Source organism: Niveispirillum cyanobacteriorum (assembly GCF_002868735.1).
Taxonomy (GTDB): Bacteria; Pseudomonadota; Alphaproteobacteria; order Azospirillales; family Azospirillaceae; genus Niveispirillum; species Niveispirillum cyanobacteriorum.
On sequence record NZ_CP025612.1, the window covers coordinates 199164 to 215325 of the forward strand.

General features: G+C 63.0%; 17 protein-coding genes. 9 read left to right on the forward strand and 8 right to left on the reverse strand.

The features are described 5' to 3' along the window. Positions 1-7: 7 nt before the first annotated feature. The 6 genes from C0V82_RS16845 (at position 8) to C0V82_RS16870 (ending at position 4885) form a co-directional block, all read left to right on the forward strand. Positions 8-565: a hypothetical protein gene (locus C0V82_RS16845; RefSeq protein ID WP_158659999.1), complete on the forward strand. Its 558-nt coding sequence runs from the start codon at positions 8-10 to the stop codon at positions 563-565. Between the two features lie 162 nt (positions 566-727). Next, positions 728-1417, forward strand: a complete 690-nt coding sequence (gene purQ / locus C0V82_RS16850; RefSeq protein ID WP_102113636.1) for a phosphoribosylformylglycinamidine synthase subunit PurQ — start codon at positions 728-730, stop codon at positions 1415-1417. Continuing rightward, positions 1414-3636 carry a phosphoribosylformylglycinamidine synthase subunit PurL gene (gene purL / locus C0V82_RS16855; RefSeq protein ID WP_102113637.1) on the forward strand — a complete coding sequence of 741 codons (2223 nt, stop codon included), beginning with the start codon at positions 1414-1416 and terminating at the stop codon, positions 3634-3636. Before purQ ends, purL begins: the two co-directional genes overlap by 4 nt. Positions 3637-3709: 73 nt before the next feature. Beyond that, entirely contained in the window at positions 3710-3949 is a 240-nt protein-coding gene (locus C0V82_RS16860; RefSeq protein WP_102113638.1) for a BolA/IbaG family iron-sulfur metabolism protein, read from the forward strand. 115 nt (positions 3950-4064) lie between these two features. After that, on the forward strand, positions 4065-4403 hold the full coding sequence (gene grxD, locus C0V82_RS16865) for a Grx4 family monothiol glutaredoxin (RefSeq protein ID WP_102113639.1): 339 nt from the start codon (positions 4065-4067) through the stop codon (positions 4401-4403). Between the two features lie 182 nt (positions 4404-4585). Continuing rightward, positions 4586-4885 (forward strand): hypothetical protein, encoded by a 300-nt coding sequence (locus C0V82_RS16870; protein ID WP_158660000.1) that lies wholly within the window; start codon positions 4586-4588, stop codon positions 4883-4885. A gap of 82 nt (positions 4886-4967) precedes the next feature. On the opposite strand, the gene C0V82_RS16875 is transcribed toward C0V82_RS16870, so the two are convergent. From C0V82_RS16875 to C0V82_RS16910, 8 genes are all read right to left on the reverse strand, one after another. Next, the gene (locus tag C0V82_RS16875; RefSeq protein WP_102113641.1) at positions 4968-5399 is read right to left on the reverse strand and encodes a DoxX family protein; all 432 of its coding nucleotides are present in this window, start codon (positions 5397-5399) and stop codon (positions 4968-4970) included. 203 nt (positions 5400-5602) lie between these two features. After that, positions 5603-6217, reverse strand: coding sequence for a 30S ribosomal protein S4 (rpsD, locus tag C0V82_RS16880; RefSeq protein WP_054169038.1), 615 nt, complete (start codon positions 6215-6217; stop codon positions 5603-5605). A 213-nt stretch (positions 6218-6430) separates the two neighbouring features. Then, the gene (locus tag C0V82_RS16885) at positions 6431-7600 is read right to left on the reverse strand and encodes an amino acid aminotransferase (RefSeq protein WP_102113642.1); all 1170 of its coding nucleotides are present in this window, start codon (positions 7598-7600) and stop codon (positions 6431-6433) included. A 123-nt stretch (positions 7601-7723) separates the two neighbouring features. After that, complete coding sequence (locus C0V82_RS16890) at positions 7724-8623, reverse strand: DMT family transporter (RefSeq protein WP_102113643.1); 900 nt, start codon at positions 8621-8623, stop codon at positions 7724-7726. A gap of 45 nt (positions 8624-8668) precedes the next feature. Next, the gene (locus tag C0V82_RS16895) at positions 8669-9442 is read right to left on the reverse strand and encodes an RDD family protein (RefSeq protein ID WP_102113644.1); all 774 of its coding nucleotides are present in this window, start codon (positions 9440-9442) and stop codon (positions 8669-8671) included. 37 nt (positions 9443-9479) lie between these two features. After that, on the reverse strand, positions 9480-10730 hold the full coding sequence (locus C0V82_RS16900; protein WP_102113645.1) for an RDD family protein: 1251 nt from the start codon (positions 10728-10730) through the stop codon (positions 9480-9482). Between the two features lie 54 nt (positions 10731-10784). Next, the gene (locus C0V82_RS16905) at positions 10785-12386 is read right to left on the reverse strand and encodes an ABC transporter substrate-binding protein (protein WP_102113646.1); all 1602 of its coding nucleotides are present in this window, start codon (positions 12384-12386) and stop codon (positions 10785-10787) included. Positions 12387-12492: 106 nt separating this feature from the next. Beyond that, positions 12493-13161, reverse strand: a complete 669-nt coding sequence (locus C0V82_RS16910) for a glutathione S-transferase family protein (protein WP_102113647.1) — start codon at positions 13159-13161, stop codon at positions 12493-12495. A 138-nt stretch (positions 13162-13299) separates the two neighbouring features. Between C0V82_RS16910 and C0V82_RS16915 the strand changes: the two genes are divergently transcribed. From C0V82_RS16915 to C0V82_RS16925, 3 genes are all read left to right on the forward strand, one after another. Further along, complete coding sequence (locus C0V82_RS16915; protein WP_102113648.1) at positions 13300-14685, forward strand: leucyl aminopeptidase family protein; 1386 nt, start codon at positions 13300-13302, stop codon at positions 14683-14685. Positions 14686-14801: 116 nt separating this feature from the next. After that, a complete protein-coding gene (locus C0V82_RS16920; RefSeq protein ID WP_245924268.1) occupies positions 14802-15248 on the forward strand; it encodes a MarR family transcriptional regulator in 447 nt (148 codons plus the stop codon). Then, entirely contained in the window at positions 15245-16099 is an 855-nt protein-coding gene (locus C0V82_RS16925; protein ID WP_102113649.1) for a C40 family peptidase, read from the forward strand. Before C0V82_RS16920 ends, C0V82_RS16925 begins: the two co-directional genes overlap by 4 nt. Positions 16100-16162 lie beyond the last annotated feature (63 nt).

Genomic DNA, 16162 nt, shown 5'->3' on the forward strand with positions numbered 1-16162 from the left:
GGATCATGTGGAATCGACTTCCAAATGGCGTGATTGCACCGATGAGATGCTAACTTTGATAGACAGCATGCCGACGGGGAAATCTTTCCTGGTTGCGGCTGATATACTTGAGCATCGTGAACTATACGATCGGTTGATCCGTAAAGAATTTCCCGTTCCATTCGAGTTGAGTTTAAAATTCCACTTCAATGGAGAAGTACGGTTTTTAAATATTATTGATGTAAATTCGATTTTTTATTACCTCTTGGGTGATTTTTTTGGTCTTGTGACAACGCTCTCGATTTCAGGCGGGAAAATCATTTTTCACAACGATCATCCAGCGAATATTTCACTTGTTGTTGCCGACAAGGGGATGATTGATACCTTCTGCGCTGAGTGGGATGCCGCCTTTTGTTTTCATCAGCAGTATGGGGCCGGTGTTGGATTTGCTGAGGCTGGTGAGGCGTATGTGCAGGAGGTCCTTGCCCGACTGGCAGCTGTGATACCAGATGAGATGGTCAGAATCTCGCGGTTGTCCGCATGTGTGGGTCGCAAGACACCGGTGCACGGCGACGGTGGATGTTAAGCGCAATCCCCACCCGCCGATAACGCCGCCCTGCCATGGCCCCGCCGGGTGGCCCCCGACCTTGCATTGAAGCCCTGTCGGCATTAGGGTCCCGCCGCATCGGGGGGCCGTCCCGGTGACGGTCTGCCGCCTCCCTTTCACCAACGGATCGGGTAACGCGGGATGAAGTCCGCCGTCATCGTCTTCCCTGGTTCCAACTGCGACCGCGATATTGCGGTGGCCTTGGAACAGGCTTCCGGCAAGAAGCCCCACATGGCCTTCCACAAGGACACGGAACTGCCGGACGTCGATGTCATCGCCGTCCCTGGCGGTTTTTCCTACGGCGATTATCTGCGCTGTGGGGCCATGGCCGCCCATTCGCCTATCATGAAGGTGGTGAAGGAACGGGCCGCCAAGGGCGTGCGCGTTGTCGGCATCTGCAACGGCTTTCAGATCATCACCGAGGCGGGTCTGCTGCCCGGTGCCCTGATCCGCAACAAGTCACTGAAATACGTTTGCCGTACGGTCGGCCTGCGCGTCGAGACGACGGACAGCGACTTTACCCGCAAATATGCCAAGGGTCAGGTGATCGGCATTCCGGTCGGCCATGGCGAGGGTAATTATGTCGCCGATGACGAGACGCTAAAGCGTCTGGAAGGCGAAGGGCTGGTGGCGTTCCGCTATACCGCTCTGCCGGGCCAGAGCGCCGACCAGGCGAACCCCAATGGCGCGACCAACGACATTGCCGGCATCTTCAACGCACAGCGCAACGTGCTGGGCATGATGCCGCATCCCGAACGCGCCTTCGATCCGCTGCATGGCAATACCGATGGCCGTGCCTTCTTCGATAGCCTGGTGGAGACCCTGTCGTGAGCGCCCGCAAGGAACCCGTTGTGAACGAGGCCCTGGCCGCCGAACACGGCATCAAGGCCGATGAATATGTCCGCCTGCTGGAAATCGTCGGCCGTCAGCCGACCTTTACCGAGCTGGGTATATATTCGGTGATGTGGTCGGAGCATTGCTCCTACAAGTCGTCGCGCGTCTGGCTGAAGAAGTTCCCGACCACGGCCCCCTGGGTCATCTGTGGTCCGGGTGAGAATGCCGGCGTTATCGACATTGGTGACGGTCAGGCCGCCATCTTCAAGATGGAAAGCCATAACCACCCCTCCTATATCGAGCCCTTCCAGGGGGCGGCGACGGGCGTGGGCGGCATTCTGCGCGACGTGTTCACCATGGGCGCGCGGCCCATCGCCAACCTGAACGCCCTGCGTTTCGGAGAGCCTGGCCATCCCAAGACCCGTCAGCTGGTGGCGGGCGTGGTGTCGGGCATCGGCCATTACGGCAATTGCGTCGGCGTGCCCACCGTGGGCGGCGAGACCAATTTCCACAAGGCCTATAACGGCAATTGCCTGGTCAATGCCATGACCGTGGGCATCGCCGACCAGGACAAGATTTTCTATTCCAAGGCCGCAGGTGTTGGTAACCCCGTGGTCTATGTCGGGTCGAAGACCGGCCGCGACGGCATCCATGGCGCCACCATGTCCTCGGCCGAGTTCACCGAGGATAGCGAGGCCAAGCGCCCCACGGTGCAGGTTGGCGATCCGTTCACGGAAAAGCTGCTGATCGAGGCGTGCCTGGAACTGATGAATACCGACGCCATCCAGTCCATTCAGGACATGGGCGCCGCCGGCCTGACCTCCTCGTCGGTCGAAATGGCCGGCAAGGGCGGGTTGGGTATCGAGCTGCATCTGGAAAAGGTGCCGCAGCGTGAGACGGGGATGACCCCCTATGAGATCATGCTGTCGGAGAGCCAGGAACGCATGCTGATGATCCTGAAGCCCGGTTCCGAGGATGTGGCCCGCGCCATCTTCGAGAAGTGGGAACTGGATTTCGCCGTGATCGGCCACCTGACCGATACGGGCCGTTTCGTCCTGAAGATGAATGGCGATACCTATTGCGATCTGGAACTGGCCCCGCTGTTCGATGCGGCCCCGCTCTATCACCGTCCGACTGAAGAGACGCCGGCCCAGCCGCCGCTCGACCTGGACGAGGACGAGCTGTGGCCGGAAGATCTGTCGCTGGGCGATATCCTGACCAAGCTGGTCTCCTGCCCTGATCTGGCCTCCAAGCGCTGGATCTGGCAGCAGTATGACAGCCAGGTTGGGGCCGATACCCGCTTCCTGTCGGGTCAGGCCGATGCGGCGGTCGTGCGCGTGCATGGGACGAACAAGGCGCTGGCCATGTCGTCCGACGTAACCCCGCGTTACTGCTTTGCCGACCCGGTGCAGGGTGGGCGACAGGCCGTGGCCGAAAGCTACCGCAATGTGTCCGCCGTTGGTGCTCTACCGCTGGCCATCACCGACAACATGAATTTCGGCAATCCCGAAAAGCCCCGGATCATGGGGCAGTTCGCCGGTTGCGTCGAAGGCATGGCCGAAGCCTGCCGCGTGCTGGATTACCCGGTCGTGTCAGGTAACGTGTCGCTCTACAACGAAACCAACGGCGTGGGCATCCTGCCGACCCCGACGGTGGGCGGTGTCGGCCTGCTGGCCGATGGGCACAAGGCGGTGGGCCTGGGCTTCAAGAATGACGGCGACGTCATTCTGCTGGTGGGCGAGACCGAGGGGCATCTGGGCCAGAGCCTGTACCTGCGCGAAATCTTGGGTCTGGAGGAAGGTCCGGCCCCGGCGGTTGATCTGGAAACCGAGAAGCGCCACGGCACCTTCGTGCGTGACGCGATCCAGGCCGGCCTGATCACGGCGTCGCACGACGTTTCGGATGGTGGTCTGCAGGTGGCGCTGGCCGAAATGGCCATGGCCGGCAACAAGGGTGCCGACCTGTCCGGCCTGGACGGCTGGCACGTGGCGGAGCTGTTCGGTGAGGATCAGGGTCGTTATGTCCTGACCGTGAAGCCCGCCGATCTGGATGCGGTGGAGACCAAGGCCGCGGAGGCCGGCGTCACGCTCTCCCGTATCGGCACCGTGGGCGGCGACGCCCTGATCGGCGCTTCGGGGGCCATTATCTCGGTCGCGGACCTGATTGAAGCGAACGAGGCTTGGCTGCCGAACTATATGAATGGCAAGGTGAACTGATTTCACCCGTTCCAGGCCCGCCATCCCGGTGCCAATCCGGGATGGCGGGCGTTTTCATGTGAGGACCCAACCCATGGCGATGCACGCATCCGAAATCGAGGCCCTGCTGCGCGAGGCGTTTCCCGACGCGGTTGTCCGCATCGACGATCTGCGCGGCGATGGCGATCATTACGCCGCCTATGTGGAAAGCCCGAGCTTCAAGGGCAAAAGCCGCGTGGCCCAGCATCAAGCCGTCTATGCCGCGCTGAAGGGCCGTATGGGCAATGAACTGCACGCCCTGATGCTGACCACGGCGGCACCCAAGGACGCATGATTGGCTTGCCGAACGAACCCCCTGTTAAGGGCGACGGTTCGGCGCTATATGTCGAAGGATTTCCCACGGGACCGCAGGGGCGGCGCTGTGGTGTGGACTTGAGGAAATGTGAAAGATGGACCAGACGGTTGCCGAGCGCATCAAGCGCGATATCGCCGACAATGACGTCGTGTTGTACATGAAGGGGACGCCCGTGTTCCCGCAGTGCGGCTTCTCCGCCGCCGTGGTGCAGGTGCTGAGCCACCTGGGCGTCAAGTTCAAGGGCATCGACATCCTGGTCGATCCGGCCCTGCGCCAGGGCATCAAGGAATTCACCAACTGGCCGACCATCCCGCAGCTCTATGTGAAGGGCGAGTTCGTGGGCGGCTGTGACATCGTCCGCGAGATGTATGAGGCTGGCGAGCTTCAGGACCTGCTGCGCGAGAAGGGCGTGGCCACCGCCGACGCCGCCTGATCCGTCAGGATTGGACAAGAAAAGGGCCTTTCCGAAAGGGAAGGCCCTTTTTTGTTGTCTCCACTTAAGGTGTCATTGATTTCAATTTAGCAAATGATTGTCTAAACAATAATCGTTGCAATATATTTACTATGCAGCGTTTCCAGATTGGTTAATATTTCGCCCCGGGGCGAGTAATAATCATGCTGGAGTTGGAAATGCGTAATGTTGCAATGATCGCGGCCTTGCTTTTGCTTGGGGTTGCTTCGGCGGGTGCCCAGGAACAGGCGAAGCCGGCAGCCGAAGCCATTGTCCAGACGGCACCGGCCGACAATGATGGTGGCCGGCTGATCTGTAAGACGGAAAAGGAAACCGGGTCGCGCGTGAAGCGTAATAAGGTCTGCAAGACCAAGCAGGAATGGGACGATATGCGTCTCAACACCAATAAGCAGCTGAATGAGTATTCGAAGCAGACACCGGCCAACCCGCTGCCGTCTTCATGATAGTCCCCGGACGTTGCCACCATGAGAAAGGGCCGCCCCCAACGGAGCGGCCCTTTTGCTTTGCACCACTGCTGCCGGACGATCAGGCCTTCTTGGCCAGCAGATTGTCCACCGCCAGGGCACCTGCACCATGGCCGGCCAGAACCAGGAAGCCACCGGCCATCGACAGGTTCTTCCAGAACATGATGGACTGGATATAGGCCATCTGCGCGTCGGTCACGGCCCAGTAATTATGGAACAGGATGGCGGAGACGATGGAGAAGCCGGCCAGCGCCAGGGCGGCGGCCCGCGTCTGGAAGCCCACCACCACAAGGGCGCCACCCACCAGTTCCGTCACGATGGCGGCCAGCAGCAGCAGTTCGGACGGCAGGGGCAGACCGGCGGAGCCGACATAGGCGAGGCTGCCTTCCCAGCCGGTCACCTTTGACAGGCCAGAGGAGATGAAGATGGCGGCCAGCAGCACGCGGCCCGCGACGGGCAGGAACTTGGCATTGTTGGCGATCAGGGTGTTCATGGTCGTAAACCTTTCAGATATCTCGGGTGATGGGCGCCGGCAAGGCGCGCCGTCGTCTTGAGTTGAAAGCTACACCCACCGAACCATTGCGACAATGCGCGCCGGATACGATTAATTGTCCTGAAAATCGGAACAATACGGACAACAAAAAAGGCCGCATCCCGGAGGACGCGGCCTGATCTGTGCCCGTGGGGCCGAAACCGTTAGCGCGAATAGAATTCGACGACCAGGTTCGGTTCCATCTGGGTCGGGTACGGAACGTCGGCCAGGTTCGGGGCGCGCAGGTAGGTGCCCTTGAAGTTGCCGGTGTCGACGGTCACGTAATCCGGGAAGTCACGCTCGCCGGACTGGATCGATTCCATGATGATGGCGAAGTTCTTGGCCTTGGCGCGAACCTCAACCACGTCATTGTCCTTCACCTGGAAGGAGGGGATGTTGACGCGCTTGCCGTTCACCAGGATGTGACCATGGTTGATGATCTGGCGAGCCGAGAACGGGGTCGGGGCGAACTTCATGCGGTAGACGACGGCGTCCAGGCGGCGCTCCAGCAGCTGGATCAGGTTCTCGCCCGAGTCACCCTTACGGCGCACGGCTTCCTGGTACAGCTTGCGGAACTGCTTCTCACCGATATTGCCGTAGTAGCCCTTCAGCTTCTGCTTGGCCATCAGCTGCAGACCGAAGTCCGACGGCTTCTTGCGGCGCTGACCATGCTGGCCGGGGCCATATTCACGCTTGTTGACCGGGGACTTGGCACGGCCCCACAGGTTCACGCCGAGGCGGCGGTCAATCTTATACTTAGCTTCTTGACGCTTGCTCATCACAAACTCCGTTTTGCTGCCCGATGATCAGACAGCGCTGTTGTCCCGGTAGTTCCCTGCCCTTTGACCGCTGGACGGTTCCAAAAGACAAAAACAGGGACGGGGCGCCAAATGACCGGCGCCCGCCTTCCCAGGAATGGTGGCGGGTATAGAGGATGGCGGGGGGCCTGTCAAACCCGTTGGCGGCCCACCCGCGCAACCCTGATTAGCGCGTCAGAGGCAGGCGTTGAGCGCCGCCGCAAACCTGCCCGCCGTTTCCACCGACAGGCCCGCGATATTGATGCGGCCGGAACCGGCCATGTAGACGGCGTGTTCTTCGCGCAGCCGCTTCACCACATCGGGCGACAGCGGCAGCAGGGAGAACATGCCGCGCTGCTGATCCACCCGGCCCAGCACGCCGCCATGGGCGGCCAGCGCGGCGCGGATGCCCAGCAACCGGTCGCGCATATTGTTGAGTTCCAGCGTCCAGTCAGCGACCAGGGCCGGATCATCCATAAGCGTGGCGATGACGGCCCCGCCATGGTCGGGCGGCATAGACCAGTTGGCGCGTGCGAGCGCCAGCATGTTGGAGGCCACACGGTCGGTGTCGGCAGCACTGCCCGTCTGCACGAACAGGGCACCGACACGGTCGCGGTAGACACCGAAATTCTTGTCGCAGGAATAGGCCAGCACCGCCTCCGGGCAGGCATCCATCACCATGCGCACGCCGGCGGCATCCTGCTCCATGCCCAGGCCCAGACCCTGATAGGCCAGGTCGAGGAAGGGCAGGATGCCCCGCGTGGACAGGGTGTCGGCGATCACCCGCCACTGTTCCAGGCTGAAATCAGCGCCGGTCGGGTTATGGCAGCAACCATGCAGCAGGGCGACATCGCCCGGCTGTGCGCGGTTCAGCGCATCCATGACGGCATCAAAGGTCAGGGTCTGGCTGGCCGGGTCGAAATGTTTGTAGGTCTGGGCCTTCAGGCCGGCAGCGGCCAGGATGGGCGGATGGTTGGGCCAGGTGGGTGTGCCTACCCAGACGGTGACGCCAGGCCGGCTGGCCGCGATCAGTTCCGCGCCCAGACGCAGGGCGCCCGTCCCGCCCGGCGTCTGCACACCTGTCAGGCGGCCACCCAACTCCACATCACCCAGGGCCAGTCGCGCCATGTGGCGGGCGAAGGCGACATTGCCTTCGGGACCCAGATAGGACTTGCTGTCCTGGCTTTCCCACAGCTTGCGTTCCGCCGCCTTTACCGCGCGCATGACGGGCGTATGGCCTTCATCGTCACGGAACACGCCCACCCCCAGGTCGATCTTGCCCGGACGGGGATCGCTGCGGAACATGCCGATCAGGGCCAGAAGGGCGTCGGCGGGCTGTTGGGCCAGCGGCTGAAAGAAGGACATCGGAACCTCGGGTGGGAGGGAAAAAGCAGTGGGCACAGGATAGGCCTTCGCCTGCGCAATTACTGTGCGAAGTGGGGGGTGGGAAACGCTGATCTGCCTTGCCAGGGCGGTTTGGCTGACAAATTATTGCGCGGGCCGGCGCGTTGCGAGCCAGATGCCCGGCAGCACCAGGGCCATCCCGGCCAGATGGAACCCCTCCAGCCGCTCCCCCAGCAGCAGGGCTGCCAGCGCGGCATTGTAAAGCGGGGTGAGGTAGAGCGTCATGCCGGCCCGTCCCGGCCCGAACACCGTCACCAGCCGCCCATAGACAAGGTAGGAGGCCAAGCCCGGCACCAGGGCCAGGAAGAACAGGGTGGCGATGGTGCGAACCGATCCGTCCGCCACCTGTCCCATGCTCATTTCCAACCCGTAGAAGGGCAGCATGGCCACCACCCCGCCGGCACAGATGCCGGAGAAGCGGGCAAAGGGCGTCAGGCCCGAGGCACGGTGGCGCAGCAGCAGCGAGTAGAACGCCCAGCCATTGGCCGCCAGCACGATCCAGAGATCGCCCGCCGTAAAATGCAGATGCAGCAGTGCCTTGGGATCGCCCTTGGCGATGACGGTGACGACGCCGGCCAGACTGACCGCCACACCCGTGGCCTGGATGGCGCTGACCCGTTCCCGCCAGAACAGGCGACCGTAAAGCACGATAAGGACGGGGGCTGAGGCATAGATCAGGCTGATATTGGTGGCCGTCGTCGTCTGTCCCGCCAGATAGACGGGCGCGCCGCAGATACCCATGCCAAGTGCCCCCAGCAGCAGGAACCCGCGCCAGTCACGCCGCAACTCTGGCCAGCCGGCGATCAACTCATGGCGAATGAACGGGGCCAAGATCAGCAGGGCGAGGGCCCAACGCCAGAACGCCATGGCCACCGCCGGTATCTCCCCCGCCACAAACCGTGCCGTCAGAACGTTCGACCCAAACAGCAGGGGCGAGGCGGCCAGCAGCAGGAACCAGGAGAAGAGGGAGGGGCGATGGGGCATGGTCAGCCGCTATAGGCTGACATCGAAGCATTGCCAAGCGTCAGATCAGAAATAGAGACTGACCGGCTTTTGCAGCAGATGCGATGCGAGTGCCTGTGAACCGACGATCAGGAACGCGATCAGGAGTACACAGAGCCACTGCCGGTCGATACCGGGCCGTGGCTGGTAGACATTCATGCCAGTCTGTTCGTCCCACGGAACGGGCCGCGCCCGTTCAAGCAGCGCCTTACCGTTCAGCATCGTGAAGCAACTGACAGGGGTGATGCCGAACGCGAAACCCTGTTTCCACAGAAGCTTTTGTCGGTGGATCAGGCTACCCAGGCCCGGTTGGGTTCCATCGTGATGGCGCAGATGCAGACCCAGAAGCCATTTGCCTGGTGTCATACCGGTCGCTGACAGCAGCACTGCCTGTAGCAGAAGCCCAACAGGCAAAAGCATGAAGGCCGCCAATAGCCGCAGGCCGTCATGTTCCACCCGATAGCCGGCCAATGCTAGCAACAGTGTGAATGTTGCCAGGAGCAACTGATAATCCAGGGCCTGCGCCCAAAATCGGCTCCATGGCGGTGCCCGCCGGGGACCGTCTGTGTTGGGAAGCTCTGCGGGGGACGGTCCCGTGTAGGAGGCATGCGGGCTGGCTCGGACAGTGCGCAATTGATCGGCAAACGCCGCGACGCTGCCTGCCTGTGCCCAGCCGGTCATTCCTGGTGCCCATAACCAATGCCCGGCATTCAGATCGCCCATTTCCAGCAAATAGCGCAGATGCGAGACCTTTACCGGGCCATAGGCCTTGCCATCCTGCGCGTACCACCAGCTTTCCATATGAGGCCTTTCGTGATGCTTGTGCGGTCAATCCTGTTCAGCGGATGGAGCTTTCCAGACCATCCAGCAGGCTTTTGACGCGCGACTGTTCCGCCTCGTCCCCGGCGGGCCACCAACCGTGAATGCGCCAGACTTCCCCGGATGACAGGACACAGACCCGCTGTTCCGTGAACATGTCCTGGTCAGGGTCGTCGGACGGGGGTGTGACGTGATGCATGCAGACCGGCTGTCCCGGTGCGGGTGTTGGGAAAGTGGCCGGCGCCACCTGTCCGGTATCCTTCATGAAGGTGGTGTAGAATTCCGGGAAAGGGTCTTGCAGGAAATCGCGTTCGATTGTGCCGCGCCCTTCCCGGCCGGTCTTCCAGAACCAATGTCTGTTGCCGCCGCTTTCGCGTGGTTCGACCTCCATCTCCCATCCGGTCACCAGTTTTGCGTCCTTGCCCGTAACGGGATTGCGCCAGATGGCGGATGTCGTCTGCGGCATGCTGTAGGCAGACGAATAATCCACCAACGGTTCGGGTGCGAAGGCGCGCAGTGGGTTGGGCAGTGCCAGCAGCATGCTGGCGGTCAAGCTATAGATGACGGGACCTAAGGGGTGGCGCGACCATCCCGTCCCATGCTGGACCACCACAAGGTCCAGCGCCTGATCCCAGCGCGTGCGTTGCCCCCGGATCAGGCGGCGACGGCTTTGGACCATGGTGAAGGGGGCGATGAGATGCAGGCCCAGTCCGAAGCCCTCAACCCACACCCTGACCTGCCGGACCAGCATGGTGAGCAGCCCCGGCCTGCCGCCATCGGCGCGCCGGATGCTCAGGCCCATGGAGCGTTTTCCGATGGAGTTGCCGAACAGGGCTACCATGAAGGCCTGCTGCAACAACATGGCGGGTACCAGCCAAAATGCCAGGGTAAAATCAGCGAGGTTTATACCGATCTTCCCCGGTGCATTGAGCGCATACAGCACACCAAGGATGAACCCGGCCAAGACGACACCCACCATATAGTCGATCCCCTGTGCCAGCAGCCGCGAAAGGGGGCTGGCTGGCCGGTCGGCACTGGGATCGGGCAGGGGGATATCCGGTTCAATGTCAGAGACCAAACCGTCGGGGGCGGGGGGAGTATTGTGCCGCAGGGCGGCGATGTGACTTATCTGGGTCCAACCGGGCAATGCCGGTTGCCATACCCAGTCACCAGCATGCAGCATCCCGCCTCGAAGCATGCCGGTCAGATGGAATGTTGAGGTTGGTCCCAGGACGGCGCCGTCGCGAAGATACCACCATTCAATCGACATCAGCGCCCCGACCCCTACTTGTCCGGCGATAGTGTAGGCGGTTGGGCGCCGGGGTCAACGGGTTGCAGTTTCCAACCTGATCTCGCTTGCCAGAAGTAGTCGGTCCAGGCGCGGCAGGAGCGTCACGCCCTTGCGTACCACCCAGCGGCCCTGGGCGTGCATCAGGGGTATCCAGGCGACATCATCGAAGAAGGCGCGGGTTGCCGATTGCAGCATGCCGTCCCGCTTGGCGGGATCAGGCTCCCCCAAGGCTGCTCGCAGCAGGCGGTCGATATCGGCGTTGCAGTAGCCGGCATAATTATGGGCGCCCCGGCTGGGTCCGCCGCTGCTGGTGCCCAGCAGGGCACGCAGTGAGTCTGGCATGTTGGCCGGATTGAAAATCCAGCCGCCATAGAACAGTTGAAAGTCGCCGGTGCGCAGCCGTTCAGTGTAGCGTTCCATCGGTTCGACCTGCACCTTGACGCGCACCCCCACCTTGTCCAGGAAATAGGCGATGGCATCGCCGATCTTGGATTGCAAAGGTGTGACCATCAGGGTCGTGTCGAAACCGCCGGCCAGCCCCGCGTCGGCCAGCAGGCGCTTGGCCTCTTGCGGATCATACACATCGTCGGGGATGCCGGGCGTATAGCCCGCCATACCTGGCATGGCCATCTGGCCCGTCGCAGTGCCGTAGCCGGGAACGATGCGGTCGGACAGGAGCCGGGCCGGAATGGCCAGCATCAGGGCGCGGCGCACGCGCACATCACGGAACCTGTTGCTGCTGCCGTCGCCCGGCACATGCTGATTGGATTGAAGATAGGTGACGGCGGCGGACGGCCCTTCCACGACCTGCACAGCCTGCTGGCTGGCGAAGAAGGGCAGGGCTTCCAGCGACACCCCGTCCAGTACGTCGATCCGCCCCTCCAGCATGGCGGGCACGCGCTCATTCTCGGCCAGTCGGATCAGCCGGACATGGTCCCAATCTGCCGACCGCCCCCAATAATCGGGATTGCGTTCCAACAGGATTTCCTTGTCCCCGAAGCTGGCCAGCCGGAACGGGCCGGTGCCCGCCTGCGACCCGGCGGACCCGAACTTCCCGTCATCAAGCCAGTCGGTGAAGGCCGCACAGCCGTCCGTGCTGTAACTGACCTGGGTGCGGCTGTTGGGCTCACCGGGGGCGGGGATGATGGGGATACTGGCGACATCGCTGGGGAAGATGGTCACCGGGCTGCGGTGACGCACCAGAATGCTGTGCGCGTCCGGGGCGGTCACCGATGCGACCTCTGCCAGCCGTGCGGCGAAGGGGCGGGGTTCTGGCCCGACCTTGCCTGTGCGGCAGAAGCTGTAGATCACGTCACGTGGGGTCAGCAGTCGGCCATTCTGGAACCGCACATCCCGGCGCAGGCGGAACAGCCAGGACCCATCGGGCTGCATCTCCCAGCTTTCGGCCAGTCGGGGAGAGGGCTGAAACTGCGCGTCGGCCTGCGCCAGCCCTTCATAGACCTGATCATGCAGCATATATTCGTTGCGGTTGGCACCGACATGCGGGTCGGTGCTGCGCGCAAGGTTCATGACGCCGAGTCTCAGGTCGGCGGCATCCGCCGTGACCGGTACCGCTGCGATCAGGGTCGCCAGCAGCAGCCCCCGCGCGGTGTTCAGAAAACCCGGCCCCGCCAAACCCGACCCCGTTCAAACCGAGTAAACCATGCCCTGGTGAGGGCTGCGCACTGTCAGGCAACTTACCCACCAAAGCAATAGGCCGAATGGGATAAACTCGGCGATGTCACATCCCTTCGAACTGCACCACCCAGGGTTCTGCCTTCGCCGCATCGACCCAGTCCACCATGGCGGGCATGGTGTGGATAGTTTCAACATAGGCGGCAGAAACGGGGTTCAGCGGCACGTTCCAGGTGCGCAGCCGGGTGGCAACGGGTGCGAACATGGCATCGGCGATGCTGAAGGCACCGAACAGGAACGGGCCAGCGCCGCCGAATCGGGCGCGGCAATCGGTCCAGATTTCCAGGACCCGGTCGATATCAGTCTGTGCTGCCGCCACCCGGTCGGGCCGGTCAAAGCGGCTGCGCACATCCATGAACAGGTTCTTGCGCAGGTCCGGGAAGCCCGAATGCATCTCTGCCGATACCGCGCGCGCCACGGCCCGCACCGCCGCGTCGGCCGGCCAGAGCTGTGCCGCCGGGAACAGCTCATTCAAATATTCGCAGATGGCCAGACTGTCCCAGATCACCAGATCGCCATGGCGCAGTGACGGCGCCTTGCCGCTGGGTGCATGGGACAGCAGCACGGCCTTGGTATCCGGCTGGCGAAGCGGCACCACCACCTCCGCAAAATCGGCACCGGCATGGCGCAGGGCCAACCAGGGGCGCAGCGACCAGGACGAATAGGCCTTGTTGCCCATGACCAGCGTAAGGGGGGCGGAGTTTCTGTCGGACATCGCGTTGGCTCTGCTTCACCGTTGCGGAGAGGAGGAGGGGAGAGTAGGGCTGTTGGCGAATGACCGCAAAGCCCCAACTTGGCACGGGGACAATCGCGGCACCCATGCACGACCGCTACAGCCCAAGGACGAGATTTCGTGATCGACCATCTCCTGACCGCCGCCGCTGCCGATACCGTTCCCCTGACGCTGGTGACCAAGTCCGGGCTGGATGCCTGGCTGGCCGCTGCGTCCCCGACCGATGCCGCCTGGGTGAAGCGTCTGGGCTTCAAGGCCGCCCCCGGCGCCACGGCCATCCTGCCGGGCGCCGATGGGCAGATTGCGCGGGTGCTGGCCGGGGTGGCCGACCGGATTGATATCTGGTCGCTGGCGGGTCTGCCGGGCAGCCTGCCTGCCGGGTCCTATGCCATCGAGGCCGATCTGGACGCTGACACCGCCACGGCAGTTGCTACGGGCTGGGTCCTGGCGACGTATCAGTTCACCCGCTACAAGAAGTCCACCAAGGAATTTGCCAGCCTGGTCCTGCCCGCCAAGGCCGATGGCGCCGCCGTGGAGCGGTTTGCCAGGGCGGCCTTCATGGTCCGCGATCTGGTGAATACGCCGTGTGAGGATATGGGGCCGCCGCAGCTGGCCGAGGCCGCGCAGAATCTCGCCGCGGAATTCGGCGCGACCTTTAGCGCCATCGTCGGCGATGATCTGCTGACCCAGAACTATCCCATGATCCATGCCGTGGGCCGCGCCGCCGCGCGGGAACCGCGCCTGATCGAACTGCGCTGGGGCGACGCGGCCCATCCGCTGGTGACGCTGGTTGGCAAGGGCGTGTGCTTTGATACTGGCGGCCTGGATATCAAGCCGTCGACGGGCATGCTGCTGATGAAGAAGGATATGGGCGGGGCGGCGCATGCGCTGGGCCTGGCGCGGCTGATCATGGCGGCACAGCTGCCGGTGCGGCTGCGCGTGCTGGTCCCGGCAGTGGAAAATTCCATTGCCGGCAACGCCTTCCGTCCCATGGACATCATCCCCACCCGCAAGGGCCTGACAGTGGAGATCGGCAATACCGACGCCGAGGGCCGCCTGATCCTGTGTGATGCCTTGACCGAGGCGGATAGCGAGAAGCCGGCCTTGCTGCTGGATTTCGCGACGCTGACGGGTGCCGCGCGGGTGGCGCTGGGCCCCGACCTGCCCGCACTTTTCTCCAACAATGACGCGCTGGCGTCGGAAATCCTGGCCGCCGGCACGGCAAAGGATGATCCGCTGTGGCGCCTGCCGCTTTGGCAGGGCTACCGCGCGCAGTTGGACAGCAAGATTGCCGATCTGAACAATGCACCGGGCGGTGGCATGGCGGGCGCCATTACGGCCGCGCTGTATCTGGAACAGTTTGTGTCAAAGGACACGGTCTGGGCCCATGTCGACCTGTTCTCGTGGAACCAGTCCAACCGTCCGGGTCGCCCAGAAGGGGGTGAGGCCATGACGCTTCGCGCCATGTTCGCGGTGATCGCCAACCGTTTTGGTTCGAAACAGTAACAATCCTTGTTGTCCCGGCTTGCCGAAGGGCCTGATCTTCGGCACACTCGCTTCCCGTGCCCGGCTGCGGATGTCGCATGGTGCCGGGTATGGGACGCGGGTTCGGGGGGCGGGGCATGTCACGTAACCTAGAGGCGCTGCAACTGTGGCGACGCGCACTGGTCGCCAGCGTGCGCAAGGATGGGCCTGACCTGTCCGCACGGCAGCTGGCGCTGCTGCTCACCGTTTTCCTGACGCCGCCGCCACATACAGTACGCGGGTTGGCCGCGACCCTGAATGTGTCAAAGCCCGCCATCACGCGCGCGCTGGACCGGCTGGGCCGGCTGGGCTACATCAAGCGTAAGCGCGATCAGGAGGATCGCCGTAACGTGCTGGTCCAGCGGACTGTCAAAGGCTCCGTTTTCCTGGCTGAATTCGGCCAGATGGTGATCGATGCGGAAAAGGCGCCTGTGGTCGGTGAGGAAGGCGGGGTCATTGCCGATCCCGCCCTGGATATCAGTGGTGTCGTCACGCCCGTGATGGTGGATGGCGCCCGTACGGAAGCCCTGGCCCCTTCGGCATGACCGACCAAGAAAAGCTCGACCCCCGTATCCATCCCTTCCGGGATGACCTTGCCGCCAGCTATTTGCGTGGCCGCGTTAGTGCCGCCCGCTTTATTGACGGCGTGCCCTGCCAGATCAGCAGCGGCTTCACCGCCCTGAAGGAGAAGCCGTCCTTTGAGGCGCGGCAATCCACCGAGTTGCTGCTGGGCGAAGGCTTCACCGTGCTGGACGAGCATGATGGCTGGGCCTGGGGGCAGAATGAAACCGATGGCTATGTCGGCTGGCTGCGGGTTGAGGCGCTGGAAGCGGGACTGACCGAAGCCACGCACAAGGTGACGGCCCTTCGGACCTTTTTGCAGCCCGAGGCCGATCTGAAACTGCCATTTCTGGACGTGTTGCCGATGGGCGCCTGCGTCGTCGTGACGGGCGAGCAGGGGGAATGGTGCCAGGTCGAGGGGGGTGGCTGGGTGCATGCACGCCATCTGGCACCCGTGGATGATTATGCATCCGACTTTGTGGTTATGGCTGAACGGTTTGTCGGGACGCCCTATCTCTGGGGCGGGCGCACCAGCATCGGCATCGATTGTTCGGGTCTGGTGCAACTGGCGCTGATGGCCGCCGGGGTTGATTGCCCGCGCGACAGTGATCAGCAGGCGGCTGCGGTCGGCGCCCTGATCTCCGCCGATGGCGTGGGCGTGGAGTATCGCCGGGGCGATCTGGTGTTCTTCCCCGGCCATGTCGGCATCATGACCGACGCCACCACCCTGCTGCATGCCAATGCCTTCCACATGGCCGTGGTGGCTGAACCGCTGGCCGATGTGGTGGCGCGGGCGGGTGCCAAGGGCATCAACGCCATCAAGCGGTTGGGCTGACCGGCTGTACAGAAAGAAAGGGCGCCCCCGATCGGGGAGCGCCCTTTTTTATTGGCTATACGG